General features: G+C 45.2%; 17 protein-coding genes. 12 read left to right on the top strand and 5 right to left on the bottom strand.

The genetic code is table 11. The features are described from left to right. Positions 1–75: 75 nt before the first annotated feature. The 5 genes from hisS (at position 76) to DP923_RS07020 (ending at position 6,591) form a co-directional block, all read left to right on the top strand. Positions 76–1,479: a histidine--tRNA ligase gene (hisS, locus tag DP923_RS07040; protein WP_112305138.1), complete on the top strand. Its 1,404-nt coding sequence runs from the start codon at positions 76–78 to the stop codon at positions 1,477–1,479. Continuing rightward, on the top strand, positions 1,479–2,984 hold the full coding sequence (gene hutH, locus DP923_RS07035) for a histidine ammonia-lyase (protein WP_112305137.1): 1,506 nt from the start codon (positions 1,479–1,481) through the stop codon (positions 2,982–2,984). Before hisS ends, hutH begins: the two co-directional genes overlap by 1 nt. Before the next feature lie 196 nt (positions 2,985–3,180). Then, entirely contained in the window at positions 3,181–5,097 is a 1,917-nt protein-coding gene (locus tag DP923_RS07030; protein ID WP_112305136.1) for a T9SS type B sorting domain-containing protein, read from the top strand. A 146-nt stretch (positions 5,098–5,243) separates the two neighbouring features. Then, positions 5,244–5,579 carry a YbaB/EbfC family nucleoid-associated protein gene (locus tag DP923_RS07025; RefSeq protein WP_112305608.1) on the top strand — a complete coding sequence of 112 codons (336 nt, stop codon included), beginning with the start codon at positions 5,244–5,246 and terminating at the stop codon, positions 5,577–5,579. Next, positions 5,569–6,591 carry a glycosyltransferase family 2 protein gene (locus DP923_RS07020; RefSeq protein ID WP_239020960.1) on the top strand — a complete coding sequence of 341 codons (1,023 nt, stop codon included), beginning with the start codon at positions 5,569–5,571 and terminating at the stop codon, positions 6,589–6,591. The genes DP923_RS07025 and DP923_RS07020 overlap by 11 nt, the downstream gene beginning before the upstream one ends. Here DP923_RS07020 and DP923_RS07015 read toward each other — a convergent pair. Continuing rightward, complete coding sequence (locus DP923_RS07015; RefSeq protein WP_112305135.1) at positions 6,586–6,804, bottom strand: PspC domain-containing protein; 219 nt, start codon at positions 6,802–6,804, stop codon at positions 6,586–6,588. The genes DP923_RS07020 and DP923_RS07015 overlap by 6 nt on opposite strands. Positions 6,805–7,024: 220 nt before the next feature. On the opposite strand from DP923_RS07015, the gene DP923_RS07010 reads away from it, so the two are divergent. Together DP923_RS07010 and DP923_RS07005 are read left to right on the top strand one after the other, a co-directional pair. Further along, on the top strand, positions 7,025–8,725 hold the full coding sequence (locus tag DP923_RS07010; RefSeq protein ID WP_165838159.1) for a tetratricopeptide repeat protein: 1,701 nt from the start codon (positions 7,025–7,027) through the stop codon (positions 8,723–8,725). Positions 8,726–8,797: 72 nt separating this feature from the next. Continuing rightward, positions 8,798–9,781 carry a pyruvate dehydrogenase complex E1 component subunit beta gene (locus tag DP923_RS07005; protein ID WP_112305133.1) on the top strand — a complete coding sequence of 328 codons (984 nt, stop codon included), beginning with the start codon at positions 8,798–8,800 and terminating at the stop codon, positions 9,779–9,781. 79 nt (positions 9,782–9,860) lie between these two features. Here DP923_RS07005 and DP923_RS07000 read toward each other — a convergent pair whose 3' ends face one another. Beyond that, complete coding sequence (locus tag DP923_RS07000) at positions 9,861–10,574, bottom strand: class I SAM-dependent methyltransferase (protein ID WP_112305132.1); 714 nt, start codon at positions 10,572–10,574, stop codon at positions 9,861–9,863. A gap of 235 nt (positions 10,575–10,809) precedes the next feature. On the opposite strand from DP923_RS07000, the gene DP923_RS06995 reads away from it, so the two are divergent. From DP923_RS06995 to DP923_RS06985, 3 genes are all read left to right on the top strand, one after another. Next, positions 10,810–11,343, top strand: a complete 534-nt coding sequence (locus tag DP923_RS06995; protein ID WP_112305606.1) for a DinB family protein — start codon at positions 10,810–10,812, stop codon at positions 11,341–11,343. 12 nt (positions 11,344–11,355) lie between these two features. After that, positions 11,356–12,261 carry a LysR family transcriptional regulator gene (locus tag DP923_RS06990; protein ID WP_112305131.1) on the top strand — a complete coding sequence of 302 codons (906 nt, stop codon included), beginning with the start codon at positions 11,356–11,358 and terminating at the stop codon, positions 12,259–12,261. A gap of 65 nt (positions 12,262–12,326) precedes the next feature. Beyond that, positions 12,327–13,532 (top strand): threonine synthase, encoded by a 1,206-nt coding sequence (locus tag DP923_RS06985; protein ID WP_112305130.1) that lies wholly within the window; start codon positions 12,327–12,329, stop codon positions 13,530–13,532. Between the two features lie 252 nt (positions 13,533–13,784). On the opposite strand, the gene DP923_RS06980 is transcribed toward DP923_RS06985, so the two are convergent. Beyond that, positions 13,785–14,399 carry a hypothetical protein gene (locus DP923_RS06980; RefSeq protein ID WP_125047666.1) on the bottom strand — a complete coding sequence of 205 codons (615 nt, stop codon included), beginning with the start codon at positions 14,397–14,399 and terminating at the stop codon, positions 13,785–13,787. A gap of 543 nt (positions 14,400–14,942) precedes the next feature. Between DP923_RS06980 and DP923_RS06975 the strand changes: the two genes are divergently transcribed. Next, positions 14,943–15,374: a response regulator gene (locus DP923_RS06975; protein ID WP_125047664.1), complete on the top strand. Its 432-nt coding sequence runs from the start codon at positions 14,943–14,945 to the stop codon at positions 15,372–15,374. A 107-nt stretch (positions 15,375–15,481) separates the two neighbouring features. Here DP923_RS06975 and ffh read toward each other — a convergent pair whose 3' ends face one another. After that, positions 15,482–16,816, bottom strand: coding sequence for a signal recognition particle protein (gene ffh / locus DP923_RS06970; protein ID WP_112305127.1), 1,335 nt, complete (start codon positions 16,814–16,816; stop codon positions 15,482–15,484). Positions 16,817–17,140: 324 nt separating this feature from the next. Between ffh and DP923_RS06965 the strand changes: the two genes are divergently transcribed. Next, positions 17,141–18,463, top strand: a complete 1,323-nt coding sequence (locus tag DP923_RS06965; protein ID WP_112305126.1) for a glycosyltransferase family 4 protein — start codon at positions 17,141–17,143, stop codon at positions 18,461–18,463. 32 nt (positions 18,464–18,495) lie between these two features. Here the strand turns inward: DP923_RS06965 and DP923_RS06960 are convergent, their stop codons facing one another. Beyond that, entirely contained in the window at positions 18,496–19,674 is a 1,179-nt protein-coding gene (locus DP923_RS06960; RefSeq protein WP_112305125.1) for a DUF4932 domain-containing protein, read from the bottom strand. Positions 19,675–19,934 lie beyond the last annotated feature (260 nt).

Genomic DNA, 19,934 nt, shown 5'->3' with positions numbered 1-19,934 from the left:
CTTTAAAGTAAACCCTTACAATTCCTTTCCCGGTTTTCGGCTGCTTTTAGTAACTTCGCCCGCAAAGTATAACTTATGAGCAAAGAGAAACCGTCTATACCGAAAGGAACCCGCGATTTTGGCCCGGCAATCGTGGTAAAACGCAATTACATTTTCAGCATTATCCGCAGAACATTCGAGAAGTTCGGCTATTTGCCCCTGGAAACCCCTGCTATGGAGCAGCTTTCTGTACTGACTGGAAAGTATGGCGATGAAGGCGATCAGCTGATCTTTAAAATCCTGAACTCCGGCGATTTTCTGGCCAAGACTACTCCTGCTGATATAGCCGAAGGCTCTAAAAACCTGATCCGCAAAATCTCAGAGAAAGCGTTGCGCTATGATTTAACGGTGCCATTTGCGCGTTTCGTAGTAATGAACCGCAATGAGATTACTTTCCCATTTAAGCGCTACCAGATACAACCCGTTTGGCGCGCCGACCGTCCGCAGCGTGGCCGTTACCGCGAGTTTTACCAGTGCGATGCCGATGCGGTAGGTACCAACTCGCTGCTTTGCGAAGCCGAGATTGTGCAGATGATCAATGAAACGCTCACCAATTTAGGCCTGACCGATTTCACCATCAAAATAAATCACCGCGGCATTCTGGCTGGTATTGCCGAAGCAATTGGCGAAAAAGGGAAGGAAGGTGAAATTTGCGTAGCCATTGATAAGCTGGATAAAATTGGTGCAGAAGGCGTTCGCAAAGAACTGCTGGGCAGAGGCATTTCTGAAAGCGCTGTAGATAAACTGGAGCCACTTTATACTTTGTCCGGCTCAAACGAAGAGATATTACAACAACTGCAAACCATACTTGGCGAAACTGCCGAAGGACAACGCGGCCTGAAAGATCTGCACGAAGTATGGCAATACCTGGCTGCTTTGCAAAGCCAGGCACTAACAACTCAAAACGAATCTGGTAATGCCCGCCTGCAGCTGGATGTTACACTCGCACGCGGCCTCTCTTATTATACCGGCTGTATTTTCGAGGTGAAGGTGAACAACGTTGCCATGGGAAGTATAAGCGGCGGCGGACGATACGATAACCTGACCGGAATGTTCGGGATGCCGGATGTGTCTGGTGTTGGGTTCTCGTTTGGCGTGGATCGTATTTACGATGTGCTGGATGAGCTAAACCTGTTCCCGGACAATGCGGAAGTAGGAACGCAGGTATTGCTGGTTCAATTCGATAAAGCTTCCGAACTGTATGCTTTGCCCCTGTTGCAACAACTCCGCGATGCCGGAATCCCGACAGAGCTGTACCCGGAAGCGGCCAAGCTTAAAAAGCAGATGAGCTACGCAGACCAGAAAAACATCCCGTATGTGGTACTTATCGGCTCGGAAGAAATGCAGACAGGCAAACTGAAGCTACGCCACATGAAAACCGGCGAACAATCCGACCAGACAATTGAAGAAATAATTTCCCAGATCAAGAAGCAGCACTAATGGCCGGCGTACATTACATCTCATCCGAATTCCTGACCTTAGAACATATTGAAACTATACTTTCTGAGAAGTATACGTTAGCTCTTTCTGAGGAAGCTGAAACACGCATTACCAACTGCTATGACTACCTGCATGCCAAAATCACTGGTACATCACGCTCCATCTATGGCATAAATACCGGCTTCGGATCACTTTACAAAAACCAGATATCAGACAAAGATCTGGGTCAGTTGCAGCGCAATCTGATGATGTCGCATGCATGCGGTACCGGCGCCGAAGTTCCGGCTGAAGTTGTGAAACTGATGCTGCTTTTAAAAGTACAGTCGCTGGCTTACGGGCACAGTGGCGTGCAACTTAAAACTGTAAAACGCCTCATCGATTTTTATAACCGCGATATTTACCCGGTGGTATACCAACAGGGCTCCTTGGGTGCAAGCGGCGATCTGGCTCCTTTAGCACACCTTTGCCTTCCGCTGATCGGGTTGGGCGAAGTATACTTTCAGGATTTTAAACTGGCAAGCGAGCACGTGCTCGAAATGTTTAGCTGGGAACCACTGGCGCTGGAAGCAAAAGAAGGCCTTGCGTTACTGAACGGTACCCAGTTTATGAGCGCCTACGGAGTTTATACTTTGCTGCAGGCCAAAAGGCTGTCGAAGCAGGCCGATATGATCGGGGCACTCGCTTTGGATGCGTTTGACGGAAGAATTGAACCGTTTAACGAGCTAATCCATAAAGTACGGCCGCACAAAGGACAGTTGGAAACGGCGCGAGTTTTCAGAAGTTTACTGGATGGCAGCGAACTGATCCAGCAGGAAAAGAAGCATGTACAAGACCCCTACTCTTTCCGTTGCATTCCGCAGGTGCATGGCGCTTCCAAAGATGCCATCCGCTACGCGGAAGAAGTTTTCCTGACTGAAATTAATGCTGTAACCGATAACCCGAATATCTTTCCGGACGAGGACGAGATTATTTCCGGCGGAAACTTCCATGGGCAGCCGCTCGCCTTAGCGCTTGATTTTATGGCTATTGCCGTGGCAGAGCTTGGCAGCATCTCAGAAAGAAGAACGTATCAGCTTATCTCAGGCTCGCGTGGTTTGCCGGATTTTTTAGTCGCAGAACCAGGCCTGAATTCCGGTTTTATGATCAGTCAGTACACGGCTGCTTCTATTGTAAGCCAGACAAAACAATACTGCACACCTGCATCGATTGATACCATTCCATCATCAAACGGTCAGGAAGACCACGTCAGTATGGGCGCTAATGCTGCTACTAAATTGTATAACGTCGTTCTTAATGTAGAACGTGTACTCGCCATCGAACTGATGAATGCAGCTCAAGCACTCGAATTCAGACGCCCGCTAAAAACCTCTGGTGTATTGGAGCAACTTTTTAGCGCATATCGTGGGTCCGTTCCGTTTGTATCAACAGACAGGGTGTTACACTTCGATATCATGCAGAGCATCGCGTTTCTGCGCCAGTATAAAACAGGGCCATCTGGTTTATAAAACTCAGATTTATACTTTGTACAGCCTGCACTGCGTTGTACAAAGTATAAATTTCACTCAAAATTCAGACTGCCAGCTAGTAAGGGCGTGTCGTTTTGGTCAACCTAATAAATTTGAGTTAGAGTTTATACTTTCATGTTACGCTTACGTATAGTCAGTTGACTATATATTTTTGCTAAGCTATACTTTCCTGCTAATGCGCTTCTACTTTATACTTTTCATACTTCTTCTTTCCGGTCTGGCAGTTAATGCGCAACAATGTTTCAAGGCTTACAACGCGCAAAACCAAGAATCGCTGGTTTTTTGCGTGGGCGAGAAAGTTACGTTTAAAGATTGCTCGTCTCCTGCTGCAGAAGCAGATAAAGAATATTATGACTATGACAAAAGCAACGGTTTAGATCATACTTCAGCCGAAGCGAAAGCAAAGTCCTTTACCTATACAAAGCCCGGCACTTACACAGTAACCCAGCTGGCAAACCTGGGAGGCACGATCGGCAACGTTTACAAAGAACTGACTATCGAAGTAAAAGATGCCCCTGCTCCTACTTATACAGCACAAAGCTGCGCAAACAGGGTTGTAAATTTTAAGATTACAGATACAAAGTATACTAGCTATACCCTAGATTTCGGGGACGGAAGTACGCCCAGAACAGGACTTAAAAGCGGGCAAACGATAGCGTATACCTATAAAGAAGGCCTCGATTACACTACCAAACTCACCGGATCTTATACAGGCGCAACCTGCTCCGGAACCGCCGAACTAAAGGTATCGGCACGCCGGGGCTTTGACGCGCCGGTTTTCAGGAGGCTACGTGTCCTGAACCAGAATGCCTCCAGCGGCCAGCTCCAGTTTACCATCGAAACTAAGATTCCCGGACTGTCTTATGTAATTGAGCAAAGTATAGCGGAGGGTTCTCCTTATACCCAGATCGCAACCATCGAAAACGTAACGGCCGCTACAGAAACTTACGTGCTAAATAACATCAATACAGCCCGTAAAAGCAGGTACAGAATCCGGACAAAAGATGCATGTGGTACGCTTGGCAGCGATGTATCTACGACCCTTACCAATGTGCTCCTGGATTCAGAATTTACGGACAGAGGCGTATTACTGACCTGGGATATTGATACAAAGTCGATCCGAAGGATTCTGGTGGATATAAACGGCGTAACAAATCCGAATATCGATAAAACAGATACCCAGTTTCTGGATGCCGATATTACCTGCACCGATACGTACTCTTACGTTATAAGCGTGGACTATATGTCTAATTCTACGTCTGTTTCTGCGCCAGTTTCTGAAACTATTCCGAATGTACCTGCCCCAAAGCCGGGTACGTTGTTCTCCACTTTCAATGATGATAACCAGGTTGAGTTAACCTTCGACCCGAAAGGGCAAAACATAAGCCAGGTGCTTTTTGAGCGCAGTATAAACGGCAGTGCATTCGAAAGTATAACCGCATCTACAGGCCTGCTTAACTACGACGACCTGGACCCCATCGCACCGGTTTGTTACCGGGCCAGCGGAAGCAACTTTTGCGGTAATGTTTCAGGTGTTAGCGCTGTGTCCTGCCCGGTTGTGCTTATCGCTGAGCCAAGTGGCGGCACCGATATCGACTTCACCTGGAATTTATTTAAGGATGTTAAAGCAGACGGAAAAGAAAAGTATGAATTCCAGTTACTTGACCCCAGCAAACAGGTAATCAGTTCGCGGCCAATATCGGGTACATCGCTTTCAGAAAAGCCACAACGGCCCGAAGAACAGGTGATGTACCGTATCAAAGTGACTTTATCTGATGGTTCGGTTTCTTACTCGAACATAGCTTCTGTAGAGCAGAATCTGTTACTTTTTGTACCAACCGCTTTCACCCCTAACAACGATGGCCTGAATGATATACTGGAAGTGAAAGGCCAGCAATATTTTAACCTGCAGCTGACTATTTATAACCGCTCCGGTAACGTGGTTTTTCAATCTGATGGCGAGGCAACTGGCTGGGATGGTACGTTTAAAGGGAAGAACGCACCGGTTGGTGTTTATACATACGATGCTACTTATACTACTGCGGCAGGCGTAGCCAAACGCCAAACCGGCACTATTACACTTCTCCGCTAATCATTTTATACTTCCGGTTAAAGTACGCGCGTAATTTCTGTACCTTAACCGGTAGTGCTTTTTATCCCTCACTTATAATTTGCTTATATTTGGACTGGAAATGCGCAGATGTGCTTTCCGGAACATCAATCTTAAAAGAGAAAACTATGTTTGATATGTTAGGCATGATGGGCAAGATGAAAGAAGTTCAGGCAAAACTGAAAGAAGCCCAGGATAATCTTCAACACATAACCGTAACCGCCGAGTCGGGTGCTGGGCTGGTAAAAGCAACGGTAAACGGCCAGAAAAAGCTCCTCAAAATAGAGATCGACGAATCTATCCTGAATACCAACGACCGCGACATGGTAAACGACCTGGTAGTTGCTGCCGTGAATAATGCCATGCTTACTGCCGGCGAAAGAGCACAACAGGAATTAAAAAAGCATACCGAAGGCTTACTACCAAACATCCCGGGCTTAGACCTTGGCAACTTTGGCTTATAAACCAGGTCATACAGCCATTGTTATACTTAACTGGAACGGGCTGCGGTTCTTACAGGAGTTTTTACCAACGGTTTTAGCGCATAGCCTGGGCCACGAAGTAATTGTAGCGGATAATGCTTCTACTGATACTTCGGTTGTTTTCTTAAAAGAGCATTTCCCGGAGGTACGGCTGATCTGCCATGCGCAGAACTATGGTTTTTGCGAAGGCTATAACCTGGCTTTGCAGCAAGTAGAAGCTGAATATTACGTTTTGCTTAATTCGGATGTGGCCGTTACGCCGGGGTGGTTAGCTCCTATTTTGGATCTGATGCACGCCGATAAAAGTATAGCCGTTTGCCAGCCCAAGATCAAAGCACAGCAGCACCCGCAGTTTCTGGAATATGCCGGCGCGGCTGGCGGTTTGATTGATCAGTTTGGTTACCCCTATTGCCGCGGCCGTTTATTCGAAACCCTGGAAGCTGATACGGGCCAGTACAACGATGTGCTGGAAATTTTCTGGGCGACTGGCGCCTGTATGGTCGTGCGATCTGAAGTATACCATGCGCTGAGTGGCCTCGAACCTGCCTTTTTTGCCCACATGGAAGAAATCGACTTTTGCTGGCGAGTTAAAAATGCAGGCTACAAGGTAATGTATAACGGCCACTGCGAAGTATATCATGTGGGTGGCGGAACCCTGCACAAATCAAACCCCAGGAAAACGTTTCTCAATTTCCGGAATGGTTTAGCGTTGCTTTATAAAAATTTGCCAGCTAACACATTTTATAGTACCATGGCGGTCAGAATTATACTTGACTGGGTGGCTGCTTTAAGAATGCTGGTTGCCGGCCAGCAACAGGATGCAAAAGCTGTGATGAGTGCCCACCGCGAAGTATGGCAGCAACGCGCTTACTGGAAGCTGAAGCGTAAAGAACAACAATATAAAAGCAATTTCCCGGAGATGCCGGGTGTATTCAGGGGGTGTATTGTTTGGGAGTATTTCGTGCGCCAGAAAACAACCGTGCAGGAGTTATAAATCCCAGACTGTATTGCGTTCGCGGCGCAGGCTTTTCTGCATGTTAATCCAGAAGGCAAGCATCAGGTAAATGATGACAGGGGAGCCAATGGTTAAAAATGAAAGATAAATAAAAGATAGTCGGATGCTGCTCGAGGCAATCCCGAGCTTCTCGCCCAGCATGGCACATACACCAAAAGCCTGGGTTTCGATAAAGTACTGGAGCCTTTTCATTTGTCCTGGTTAAGTTAACTTAAAAGTATTTTTAAAACCGATTCCATCAAAATTTACAACAGAAAATAGCAGAGCCATAACGCTTTAAAGTGGTTTTTGTTATACCTTTTACGTACGGGGCTCACAACTGGATATGCAATTTCTTACAAATCAAACAAACAAGCTAGTTTTTACGCTAATAGTTGGCAGCATTTTTAGCAGCGGTTGTACCTTGCAACGCATGGTACGGCAAGCTGAAAAAAACCAAATCATAACTGTTGAGCCTTCCCCGCTAGTTGCAAATGGCCAAAATATCACTTTTGAGCTGAAAGGACAAATACCAAACAGCCTCGTGCGCGACAAACAACGCTATAAAGTGGATGTGTTTTATTTGTACAACAACGACGAGAAGCGTGAAAACCTGGGTTCGCTCAATTTTGAATTCGGTGAGTTTTTGTTTGAAAAGGAAAAGCCTACCATCAGCAAAGTATTTACTTTCCCGTATTTACCAGAGAAGCAAAACGGCAAATTGATGGTGCAGGGCCTTGCCATTGCTAAAAAAGGCGGCGAAACAAAGTATGGTAAGCCAAAACAAGTAGCCATCGGACTGAACACAACTCCCCTGCTGCTGGTACGCAACAACGATTTCAGTTTTATACCTGAAACCTACTCCGAAGGGGCAAACAAACCTGCTGTACTTACTTTTTACTTCGAAGAAAACCAGGCGAAGCTTCAGAATTATGCCGGTTCTAAACTGCAAACGCTCGAGCAGTATTTCCTGGATAATGTAGCCTCGCAAACAGTAAAAGTTTCAGGTAGCCAATCGCCGGATGAAGCAGGCACCAACATGGCCGAGAAACGCGCCACGGCAGTAGCACAATATTACCGCGACCGCGTAAATGTTTTAGATTATTCAGGCAAAAAAGTAAACGTTACCACCCAGCCTACTCAGGAAAAAGCAGACGAAATTCTCATCCGGAAGTTAAAAGCGACCGCCTTGCCTAAAAAAGATGTGCAGGAGATTGTAGCTATACTTGAAAGTGATAAAAATAACGCTCAGAAAACAGCTGCGCTTAAAACAGTGGCCGCTGCCGAGTACCTCGAAAACTATGTATACCCTGGCATGCGCGCTGCCTACATCGAGATCAATTATAACCGCAACCGCAAATCGGATTACGAGTTATACTTGCTGGCCCGCCGCATTGCAGAAGAGAAAGCCGACTCCGACGTACTGACCGAAGACGAACTGCAGTACGCTGCTACGCTTACCCCGTTATTAAATGAGAAACGCAAGCTGTACGAGGCAGCTGTAAAAACCACCGACAAATGGGCCGCTTACTATAACCTGGGCACTGTTTACATGGAAATGGCACGCAAAGAATACAGACCCAAAGCAAAACAGGAGTTACTGACGCGCGCCATCCATAACCTGACCTTTGCCGGTTTCCGGAACCCGACAGTGCCTGTCTACTATAGCCTGGCCAGCGCCTACCACATTCGCGGCGAAATGCTGGAAGCCTTACAATACTATGATTATGCCCTGCGGTTAGGGGGCGAGCCGGAAATGTTGCAACGCACGTTCGCGGATAAAGCTGCCCTTGAAATTGAGATCGGCCAGTATGATGATGCAATTGCCAGTCTGCGATATGCCGGCAACAGTTACCAGACCAACATGAACCTGGGCTTAAGCTATTTGCTGAAAGAAAATTACGAGGGTGCGCTGGCCTATTACGGGAAAGCACTGGAATTAAAACCAAATGATGCGCTGGCCAACTACTCCATTGCTGTGCTAGGTGCACACACCAATGATGCAGCTTTACTGGAAAGCAGCCTGCGAAAAGCTATAAAAGCCGATAATACATTTGTCCAGAAAGCCATCAACGATCTCGAGTTCAGGACCTACAAAGGAAAACCGGCTTTCGAGGATGCGTTGATTCGGTAATCGTGCGCTATAAATCTTGTAAATTGCCGGAGTTCTCTTAATTTTACCTTCTGAATCGAGATAAATAGTTATATGCGAAGTATACAGTTTAGAGAAGCCCTGCGCGAAGCGATGTCAGAAGAAATGCGCCGCGATAAAAGCGTGTTTCTGATGGGCGAAGAAGTGGCAGAATACAATGGCGCTTACAAAGTAAGCCAGGGTATGCTGGATGAATTTGGTGCAGAACGCGTGATCGATACACCGATTGCAGAACTTGGCTTTGCCGGTATTGGTGTTGGCGCTGCCATGAATGGTTTACGCCCGATCATCGAGTTTATGACCTTCAACTTCTCACTGGTTGCTATTGACCAGGTGATTAACTCTGCTGCCAAAGTAATGTCCATGTCTGGTGGCCAGTACAGTGCGCCAATGGTTTTCAGAGGCCCTACAGGCAGTGCAGGTATGTTATCTTCGCAGCACTCCCAGAACTTCGAGAACTGGTATGCCAACACGCCAGGCTTAAAAGTAGTAGTTCCATCTAACCCTTATGATGCGAAAGGCCTGTTAAAATCTGCTATCCGCGATAACGATCCTGTTATTTTCATGGAATCAGAGCAGATGTACGGCGACAAAGGCGAAGTGCCTGAAGAAGAATACCTGATTCCAATTGGCGTAGCTGATATCAAGCGCGAAGGAACGGATGTTACCATTGTATCTTTCGGTAAGATGATGAAAGTTGTTCTGGCAGCTGCCGAAGAACTGGCTAAAGACGGTATCAACGCCGAAGTAATTGATCTGCGTACTGTTCGCCCTATCGATTACAAAACGCTGGTAGAGTCTGTTAAGAAAACGAACCGCATGGTAGTAGTGGAAGAAGCCTGGCCGCTTGCCTCAATTTCTGCTGAGCTTGCTTACCATATCCAGAGCAACGCTTTTGATTATATGGATGCGCCGGTTAAGCGTGTAACCTGCCGCGATGTGCCGCTTCCGTATGCACCAACGCTGATCGAGGCTTCGTTGCCAAACGTTGCCCGTACCATCGAAGCCGTAAAACAAGTGATGTACAAAAAAGCATAATTGCTTTAGTTCTATAAAAAGTAAAAGGCGACTCATAACCGGGCCGCCTTTTACTTTTTATACCTTGTAAATTAAAGATTTACTTAGTCAAGGTAAGTCTGGCCAGGTAATTCCCGTTTTCGCCTTCGTACAGTACTTCAAACTCATAACCGTGTTTGCTAGCATAATCCTGAAGGATGGCAGCATCGATAAAAAGCCAGTTAAACCAGCCGCTTTCGTGTGTTTTATACTTCATATTATACTTTACTTCACCATAATAGCCCGCGTTGAGGTCAAGTAAAACAGAGCCGTCCTCGTCTTCAAACATATACAGTATATCCGCCGATTCCAGCAAAATTTGTCCGCCGGGCTTCAATATAGATTTGGCATGCGTCAGTAATCTGTCCAATCCGAACAACGTGCCGGCTATACCAATGCCATTCATCAGTAATAAGAGTGTATCATACTTGCCATCGGTAAGGTCGTAAATATTTTTGTGCAGCACCTGTTTTACACCCTGTTGCTGCATCACTTGTATGGCTCCTTCCGAAATATCCAGTGCAGTTACTTCTTTTTTACGTTTCTGAAGGGCAAGTGCGTGGCATCCGGAACCTGCTCCTACATCCAGTATCTTCCCCCGGCATTCATCCAAAGCCAGCAACTCCAGTTCTGGCATTTCGGCTTCGGAACGGAAAAGGTAAGGCACCGGAATAACATCATCTTCCGTCAGATTACTTTCAACGATGATCTCTGTTTCCTGTTTTTCTTTCAGGTAATCAGATAAGGCAGTTCCGATTGGGTCGTTTGCTAACATATTTTAGGCTTTTAAGCAGATTTCAACTCAAAATTAAGCTAAATAATATATACTTCTATTGAAAGAAATAGATACTTGCCGGTATACCCTGCATACCTACCTTACCTATAGTAATGCAGTGCTTAAAACAGAATACAATAACTTGTTTTCACAATATTTTTATGTAGCTTTAACATACCCCAAAGTATAAGTTTAGCTTATGAGTACCGTTTTATACAACCAACTTACACTGTTTATGAACCCCAGACTCGAAGCAAAATATCTGCAACTTGAAAAATCCAGAAACCGGCTGCTTGATAAACTGGAGGTGTACGATGAAGCCATACTGACCGCACAACCAACAGAAGGCAAATGGTCGGTTATGGAAATCATTGCCCACTTGATCCAAGTAGATGAACTGACGCTAAGTTACATTCAACACAAAGTAAAAAAAGAAAATGAGTTAAAGGCCGCATCTTTTTCCAGCGAACTTTATACGATACTTTTAAAACTGGCTTTAAAATCGGGGATGAAGTTTAAGGCTCCGTCCAGTATTGCTACTTTGGCTTCTTATGGAGAAGATCTGCAAACGCTCCGGCAGAAATGGAATGAGGTACGGTATCAGTTAGAGGATATGCTCACCGATCTGCCTGCTCAGGTATTAGATAAAGCCATTTTCAGACACCCAAGAGTGGGCATGCTTACCATTAACCAAACCCTTACTTTTCTGCAGGATCATTTTGACCACCACATGCCGCAGGTAAATGCCTTAATTCCAAAAAACGGCTAACGCTTTATTTAAATGCTATCGCACAAGCACGAAATCTTTTTTGAGGTTGCCCGTTTGCTCAGTTTTTCCAAGGCCAGCCATACCTTGTTTATCAGCCAGTCGGCTATCAGCAAGCAAATTAAAGCCCTCGAAGAATTTTACAAGACCGGCCTGTTTGAGCGCCTGGGAAATAGTATAAACTTAACGCAGGCAGGCAAATTACTTTTCAATAAGTTACTGGTAGCCAAGCAACTGCAACAAGAGCTTTACCAGGAAATACAGGTAATAAACACATCGTTTACGCCGCAGGTACAGATGGTAGTTGGTGCAAGTACAACTATTTCGCTCTACATACTTCCGCCGGTGTTATCGGCTTATCTGCAGCAAAACCCGCATGTGCATTTCACGCTTAAAAACCGTAACTCAGAAAATATACTCAAAGCCCTCCTCGACCATGAAATTGATTTAGGCATTGTGGAAGGCATTAACAAAGTGAGTAACGTTACTTACAGCCCTTTCCTGACGGATGATGTGATTGCTGTCTGCTCTTCTAAAAACCCGTTAAAAAAACAGCAACTCGAACTCAAAGACCTTTACGATATTCCGCTTGCGTTGCGCGAACAAGGCTCCGGTACGCTGGCTGTTTTAGACGAAGCACTTGCTAAAAAAAATATCAAGCTGGCCGATTTGCCTATTAAAATACGGTTGGGCGGCACCGAAGCGCTGAAGAACTTTGTGCGGGTGGACACCTGTCTTTCATTTCTGCCACGCCAGTCGGTGCGCAAAGAACTGGAATCCGGTGAACTGGTTGAAGTTGCCATACAGGACCTGACAGTGAAGCGCACCTTTAATTTCATTCAACGCAAGGGCACCGAAAACAACCTGCCGTACAAATCTTTCATTCAATTTACCAAGCGTCAGTATTCCAAACTGGAATAGCCTATTCCGTTTTGCTATTTTGTTTCCTCATAACAGTTGCCCTATTTGCCGTAGACAATTTTTATATGGAAACGCTGACATCACCCCTTACCAACATAAACGGGCTTGCCTGTTCTAATTGCGGCACAACGTATACTGCACACGAAGCACATACGTTATCGGTTTGCTGCCACTTGCCTCTAGCCGCCACCTACGACCTGCAAAGTATTCCTTTAACAAAAGAAATGCTGCAGCAACGCGAAGCTACCATGTGGCGCTACCAGGAGTTACTACCTCTATTCAGCAACAAGCATAAAGTTTCGCTTGGCGAGGGCTTCACTCCCATCCTTAGCCTCAGCAACCTGGCCCAGAAGTATAACCTGTCTAACCTGCAGTTAAAGGACGAATCGCTTAACCCAACCGGCTCATTTAAAGCGCGTGGGTTAAGTATGGCAATTTCCAAAGCTAAAGAATTCGGGACGGAAGGCTGTATAATTCCGACTGCCGGCAATGCAGGTGTGGCCATGGCTGCCTATTGCGCTAAAGCCGGTATGCGGGCCGTGGTTGTGATGCCGCGCCATACCCCTAAAGCTTTTCAGGAAGAATGTTTATGGTACGGAGCCGAACTGCATTTATTGGATGGCCTGATAAACGACTGTGCCGCTTTTGCAAAACAACTAAATGCGGATGGGCACTTGCTGGATGTGTCTACGTTAAAAGAGCCGTATCGCCTGGAAGGTAAAAAAACAATGGGGTACGAGATTGCCGAACAACTTAACTGGCAACTACCGGACGTTATACTTTACCCGGCCGGTGGCGGAACAGGCCTGATCGGAATCTGGAAAGCTTTCGGAGAACTGCAGGAAATGGGCTGGCTGCCTGAAAGTATAAAACTGCCCCGCATGGTAGCAGTACAAGCTGCCAATTGCTGCCCGCTCGTTGAAACGCTGGAAGGCAGACAACTGAATGCGCAACAATACAACGGTAAAGCGACGATTGCAAACGGGCTGGCTGTGCCCCGTCCGATAGGGGAACAGATGATGCTGCGTGTTTTGTCTGAGTCGGGTGGTACGGCTATTAGTATAACAGAAGCCGAAATGATTGAAGGCATGCAGGAATTAGGCAGTCGCGAGGGTTTGTTTGTAGCTCCGGAAGGTGCTGCCGTCTGGATGGCTGCCCGCAAATTAATTAACAGCAATTTTATTTCACCAAATGAGCATATCCTTCTGCTGAATACAGGCTCCGGACAAAAATACATGGATAACGTATCGGGCATGTATGCCGCCAACTGATCTGAAAGTATAAACCGGTAGCTGTCCCGTACTGGTTTATACTTTAACAAAAAGCCACTCCTATAAAGAGTTGATTATAGCTATAAACACAAAGTTGCTGCTCTGCTTGTGTAAATACCGGCAGGCAGCAACTTTGTGCTTTTAAGAGCAACCCCTCGGAACTTAGTTCCCGTTTGATGTTTTTTTAGCCTTGTATAAGAACTAAAGGCACTTTATACTTTATTATAGCAAAACACAGAGCCAGATCATCAATTAATTACCACTGAGGTCAGCACCGTTTTCCAGTGTCCTGAATTCCATTTCCAGGGCCTTAATTTTTACTTCAGCATCTGTTTCCAGGCCATCGTCTATTGCATCTTTGCGGGTATTTAATTTTTCTAAAACAAGCTTGGCCATGTCCCAGTCGTCATTCGACCAGTTGGTATGCTGGGTGCGGACATTCTCCATAAAATAAATATACACATCGCGCACATTTTGCTTTGTGATAGTGCTGTAATCGGAATAAGTACTCAGCAGGCGTTCTTCCCATTCCGGTAAAGCGGCTTCCTGTGCAGGGCGTGACGCTTCTTTTTCAGCTAATCTGTTAAAGTTGTCTTTCAGGGTTTGGTATTCCTCGCGCACTTCTTCAGAAAAATTTTCCTGCTTATGGTCCAGTTCGGCAGTCCGCATCTGGAAATCTTCTTTCGACCTTTTCCAGTCCTGTGAGGTTCTTTCGGCTACAGTATTTGTTTGTGTATTTACCCAATCCCGGAAGTCTTTAAGTTCGTCCTGCACCAACGGGTCCGACTCTTTGGTAGTAGAACAGCTACCCAGCACCATCAAGGCAAAAAATAAAAGCAACATACTGAATTTTGATGTTCGTCTCATTGGTTTTTCTTTTGTTTCAAAATAATTCATACGGGCCACTATCCATTTAGATTAACCCATTTTTCATACTTTAAAACGAGATTTTTAGCAACTTAGTACTATTCTTTAAAAGTATAAACCAATTTAAGCGCCTCACGTACAAATTGTTATAAGCAAGTTTTTTACAGGAAATTCATATACAATCAGGTATTTACCAGATCAAAAGCACCCGATAAAGTAATAGCTTATATTCCGAGTATGCATTAAAAACGCACAAGTGGAGTATAAGCTATTTAATTTTAAGTAGCTGGCAAAGCAACATTACTATCCAATTAAATTACACTTTTTAGTGAGCGGCTTAGAAGACTTTTGAATATAAAGTTGATTGACTATAGGATAAAGCACACGCATAGTTCTATTGTTAACGTATTGGCCGATTTTTAAAAGTATCTGGCTTTATATTCAGAAAAAATCACTTTATTCACACTTTACTATACTTGTTATTCGAGCTATTTAGTGCTGTTCCTTAACCAGCGGCATGCAACCCCTACTAACAACTTGATCATGGAATCGTCTTTACACAATCCGGCACAACCCAACGATGTTTCGAAAAATGAGCTAGGTAACCTGCGTGTTCTCCTGGCAGAAGACAATGAAATAAACCAATTCCTGATCAATACGATTCTGGAAAGCTGGAATTTTACGGTTGATACAGTGGAGAATGGCCTGCTTGCTTTAGAACACCTGAGCCAGCATACATATGATGTGGTGCTGATGGATATCCAGATGCCGGAAATGGGAGGCTATGAAACGATAACCAGGATCAGAGCTTCCGATACTTCCATCTCCTCCATTCCGATTATTGCGCTAACGGCCCATACACCCGGCGAAACGGCTAAATGCCTGTCTGTTGGGGCCGATGCATATCTTTCCAAACCGTTCGAGCCCGAAGACCTTTACAAACTATTGCAACTCCACGTAAAACGTACTACATAAGTAATTTATACTTTGCTGTTTATACTTTGTACGGAAGTATAAACCTGGTAAAAGAGAAAGGCCATACTTTAAAGTATGGCCTTTCTCTTTATGTAATATCAATTTACTTATTTCTTGATCATTTTGGCAAGGTTGCTTAAACCACCACGCTGGCCCGCCATCTTGTTCATGGAGCGCATCATTTTGCGCATGTCGTTAAACTGCTTCATCAGGTTGTTTACCTGCGTGATATCGGTTCCGGAACCTTTGGCAATACGGGCACGGCGGCTACCGTTGATCATATCCGGGTTTTCGCGCTCAGCGGCCGTCATGGATTTTATGATCGCTTCGATCGGCTTAAACGCGTTATCATCAATCTCCACATCTTTTAATGCCTTGCCAACGCCCGGTATCATGCCAACAAGGTCTTTGATATCCCCCATTTTCTTGATCTGCTCCAGCTGCGTCAGGAAGTCATCGAAGTTAAACTGGTTTTTGCGTATTTTCTTATTAATACGTTTGGCCTCGTCTTCATCAAAGGCCTGCTGGGCACGCTCTACTAACGAGATTACGTCACCCATACCCAGAATACGCTGGGCCATCCTGTCCGGGTAGAACAGGTCAAGGGCTTCCATTTTCTCGCCGGTCGAGATAAACTTGATTGGCTTTTCTACAACAGAACGGATCGAAAGGGCCGCACCACCACGCGAGTCGCCATCCAGTTTTGTCAGGACAACGCCATCGAAGTTAATGCGCTCGTTAAAGGTTTTAGCTGTATTTACAGCATCCTGTCCCGTCATGGCATCTACCACAAACAGGGTTTCCGTTGGCTTGATTGCAGCTTTAACTTCAGCTATTTCTTTCATCATCGCCTCGTCCACGGCCAAACGACCGGCGGTATCGATGATGACTACTTTCTTGTTATTTTTCTTAGCGTACTCAACGGCATTCAGTGCAATCTGAACCGGGTTTTTGTTTTCCAGTTCGCTGTATACTTCCACGCCAACCTGCTCGCCCAAAACTTGCAGCTGGGTTATCGCAGCCGGACGGTACACGTCGCAGGCAGCTACCAGTATGTTGCGGTTTTGCTTTTTAAGATAAGAAGCCAGCTTGCCCGTGAACGTTGTTTTACCGGAACCCTGCAAACCAGCAATCAGGATAATAGCCGGATCACCTTTCAAGTTGATATCCTGCTTCTCGCCGCCCATCAGCTGGGTCAGTTCTTCGTAGACAATCTTCACCATCAGCTGTCCCGGAGATACTGCAATCAGTACGTCGCGGCCCATGGCCTCGTCTTTGATCTTATCGGTTACAGATTTGGCAACTTTATAGTTTACGTCGGCATCAACAAGGGCACGGCGCACCTCTTTTACAGTTTGTGCAACGTTAATTTCGGTAATGCTCCCCTGGCCTTTAAGGGTTTTAAAAGCGCGGTCTAACTTGTTACTTAAATTATCAAACATCTCTTTTTCTGGGTTTACCTACAAAAATAAACAAATCTCCGTAAATAATGACTAGGATTCTTAAGATTAAAGGATGGGCAAGGATTCTGACTTAAAACTTTCTGATTAAAAGATTTTAGGTTTGACCTTTCTACGTGAAGTTAAAGGTTCCATGTTTATATAATAGAATAATGGATTATGCTGTACTGACAGCTTGAGCAAAAAAATAGTTAATCCTGAAATCATTTAATCTTAAAAATCTTAGTCCGGTAACACTTCGTAAAGCTTATTCAGTTTACGATTTATTTCTATATTTGACACGGAAGCAAACCCGCAACTCGATCCTTGGAAAACTACGACACGACTAATCTCTTATACATTTCTTATTACTGGCCCCCTTCTGGCGGACCGGGCGTACAACGTGGTTTAAAATTCTGCCGGTATTTGCCCGTGTACGGCGTGCAGGCAGGCGTACTGACCGTTGACCCGAAACAGGCCTCTTACCCCCTGCTCGATCCAACTTTCGAAAAGGAAATACCCGAAGGTTTGGAAGTATACAGAACCGCTACTTCGGAGCCATTTGAATATTATAAAAAGCTTTCAGGCAAAAAAGAGATACCGTACGGCGGTTTTGTAAACCAGCAGGCCAAAGACTCGCTGCTCGATAAAGTGTTCAAGTTTTTGCGCGGCAACCTGTTTATACCTGATGCTCGCGTTGGCTGGAACAAGCACGCTATAAAGAAAGCCAGCGAATTGCTGGATGCTAAAAAATACCAGGTTATCCTGACGTCCAGTCCGCCGCACTCCACGCAGCTGATCGGCCTGAAGTTAAAAAAGAAGTATAACCTGCCCTGGATTGCCGACCTGCGCGACCCCTGGACGAACATCCATTATTACGACCAGCTATACCACACGCCAATAGCTAAACGCCTCGATCAGAAGTATGAATTGCAAGTGTTGCAGCAGGCCGATGCCATTATTGTTACCAGCGAAGATACCAAACGGCTGTTCTTAAATAAACCCGTAAGTATAGACCCCGATAAAATTCATGTGATTCCGAATGGGTATGATGCCGAAGATTTTCAGGTACAGTCTCAGCCGCCGCAGGATACATTTTTGATCACGTACACAGGCACTATTTCGGAGACCTATAATATTGATGTGTTTCTGAAAGTGCTGGCGCATTTAGCTTCGGTTAACAGCGAGATAACCTATAAACTGCGTTTTGTAGGCAAGGTATCGGATGGCGTTAAAGAGCGGATTGAGAAAGCGGGTGTGCTGGGCATGACAGAATTTATACCGTACGTGCCGCACCAGGAAGCCGTTAAGTACATGATGGAAAGTACGATGCTGTTACTCGCCATTGCCGATGTGCCGAGCGTGTATGCCAATGTTCCGGGCAAGTTGTTCGAGTACTTGGCATCTAATAAACCGATTGTGGCGCTTGGCCCCGTGCACTCCGATACTGACCGCATTATTGACGAATGTGGCGCAGGCCGGCTGTTCCATTATACCGCCTACGAACTGATGCTCGACCACATGCAGCTGATGAGCCGCTCCTGGAAAATCAACCCGAATCTCGATCTGCCTTTCATCAACCACGAGCGCTACTCCCGCAAAGGCTTAACGAAAGAACTGGCAGGTGTTGTAAAGAGGCTGGTTAAGTAGTTTATACTTTTATCATAAGTATAAAGTATAAGTTAAGGCTGCACTGTATTCTGATCAGTAGCTTTATTGGCTTGCATCCATCTGATGATTTCAGGATAAAGTTCTGCTACGCTCTGCGCTGCTTTCTTTTGTCTGTAAAGCCGTAGCAACTCAGTGTTAAACTCCCTGAACTTTGGGAATCCCTTTTTGGAAACCATGAACGCTACTTGGCGTTCTGTTACGCGCTCAAAAATAGCTTCCGGAAAGGTATCGTAAGCGTAGAGTGTATACACAGCCCACGTCATGTATTCGTTAAATGTGAGCGAGATAGAATTGTAGCCACCCGTTACTTTTTCATTTTTCCAGGCATTCAGGTTTCCCATAGCTGCTTCTATCTGGTCTAAATACCGGGCAGTGGCCGGGTTTACATAACTGTGGTTAATTTCCGTGAAAACGATGCGCGATGCATAGGCAGATTTCTCAAGTTCCGGCAATTCTTTCCAAGGACCTGTATCATAGTTAGGGGCACTTACAAAAAGTATGGTTTGCTTTTGGTTTCCGTCTTTACTTTTGAATTCCTTCATGTTATGTAAGCCTCCTGTGAGCGGCGAAAACACAACCAGAAAAGACTCGTTCTGCACCTGCGGGAACTCCCGCCCCAGCCATTGCTTCATCCCATCATAGTCATTTAACTGCCTGCTTCTGACTAAAAGGGAATCGTAGTAAGTTGTGTGTTGCTTGTAGAAGCTGGAAAAGGCGGTTTGCTGCACAAAAGAATTTAGCAAACGCTTATTGTTATGGAGAAGGAACAACGGATAAGGCGCTACATTATAAATAAAGGGGATGTTGTACCGATGCTTTTTTGCGAGCTTTCCGTTTGCTAAATCATAATTTAAGGCCTGAAACCGAATCAGGGTATTTACTTCGCTATATGCTCCGGCTTTCTTTAGTTTTTTGTTTAGTTTTAATACTAGCGGATGATGGGCATGGTTGCCAAACTGACCAATTACTTCCTTGTAATAAGGTGTGGCTTTATTAACCAGGTTGTGATCTGCTTGATAGGTATCCGTTAGACTTAAGGCTATTTGCAATGCTTCATACACTTCTGGTACTTCTACCTTTATCTCAGGATTAATTTCTTCGCTGTAACTTTTCGAAATGGTCGGTACAGTTGTTTTACAACTCGCTAATACTATTACTAAATATGTAAGAAAATAGACAGTCGTTTTCATTCAAGCGTTGGTATAACGGGAATGGCCATATAGCAATTTAGCTGCCTTATGGGTGTGGTTAGGCAAGGTGGTTCTTTACCTTTTCTGAGTTTATATACACGATAAAGAAGATAGTTGGAACAGACCATATCAGCATACCGATAAATTGCTCTACACTAAATTCACCATTGTCAAACGGATTATATGGTACCAAAAGAATAACAGGTAAAACACAGCCAAGATCTGAGCAAACACTCTTGCCCAATTCTTATGAGATAAGA

The sequence above is a fragment of the Pontibacter arcticus genome (assembly GCF_003284895.1).
Taxonomy (GTDB): Bacteria; Bacteroidota; Bacteroidia; order Cytophagales; family Hymenobacteraceae; genus Pontibacter; species Pontibacter arcticus.
This window is presented reverse-complemented; position numbering and strand designations above follow the sequence as displayed.

Bases quoted from the DNA above. Each gene is read 5' to 3' on its own strand.
- hisS (WP_112305138.1), top strand. From the start codon at position 76: ATGAGCAAAGAGAAACCGTCTATACCGAAAGGAACCCGCGATTTTGGC.
- hutH (WP_112305137.1), top strand. From the start codon at position 1,479: ATGGCCGGCGTACATTACATCTCATCCGAATTCCTGACCTTAGAACAT.
- DP923_RS07030 (WP_112305136.1), top strand. From the start codon at position 3,181: ATGCGCTTCTACTTTATACTTTTCATACTTCTTCTTTCCGGTCTGGCA.
- DP923_RS07025 (WP_112305608.1), top strand. From the start codon at position 5,244: ATGTTTGATATGTTAGGCATGATGGGCAAGATGAAAGAAGTTCAGGCA.
- DP923_RS07015 (WP_112305135.1), bottom strand. From the start codon at position 6,804: ATGAAAAGGCTCCAGTACTTTATCGAAACCCAGGCTTTTGGTGTATGT.
- DP923_RS07010 (WP_165838159.1), top strand. From the start codon at position 7,025: ATGGTACGGCAAGCTGAAAAAAACCAAATCATAACTGTTGAGCCTTCC.
- DP923_RS07005 (WP_112305133.1), top strand. From the start codon at position 8,798: ATGCGAAGTATACAGTTTAGAGAAGCCCTGCGCGAAGCGATGTCAGAA.
- DP923_RS07000 (WP_112305132.1), bottom strand. From the start codon at position 10,574: ATGTTAGCAAACGACCCAATCGGAACTGCCTTATCTGATTACCTGAAA.
- DP923_RS06995 (WP_112305606.1), top strand. From the start codon at position 10,810: ATGAACCCCAGACTCGAAGCAAAATATCTGCAACTTGAAAAATCCAGA.
- DP923_RS06990 (WP_112305131.1), top strand. From the start codon at position 11,356: ATGCTATCGCACAAGCACGAAATCTTTTTTGAGGTTGCCCGTTTGCTC.
- DP923_RS06985 (WP_112305130.1), top strand. From the start codon at position 12,327: ATGGAAACGCTGACATCACCCCTTACCAACATAAACGGGCTTGCCTGT.
- DP923_RS06980 (WP_125047666.1), bottom strand. From the start codon at position 14,399: ATGAGACGAACATCAAAATTCAGTATGTTGCTTTTATTTTTTGCCTTG.
- DP923_RS06975 (WP_125047664.1), top strand. From the start codon at position 14,943: ATGGAATCGTCTTTACACAATCCGGCACAACCCAACGATGTTTCGAAA.
- ffh (WP_112305127.1), bottom strand. From the start codon at position 16,816: ATGTTTGATAATTTAAGTAACAAGTTAGACCGCGCTTTTAAAACCCTT.
- DP923_RS06960 (WP_112305125.1), bottom strand. From the start codon at position 19,674: ATGAAAACGACTGTCTATTTTCTTACATATTTAGTAATAGTATTAGCG.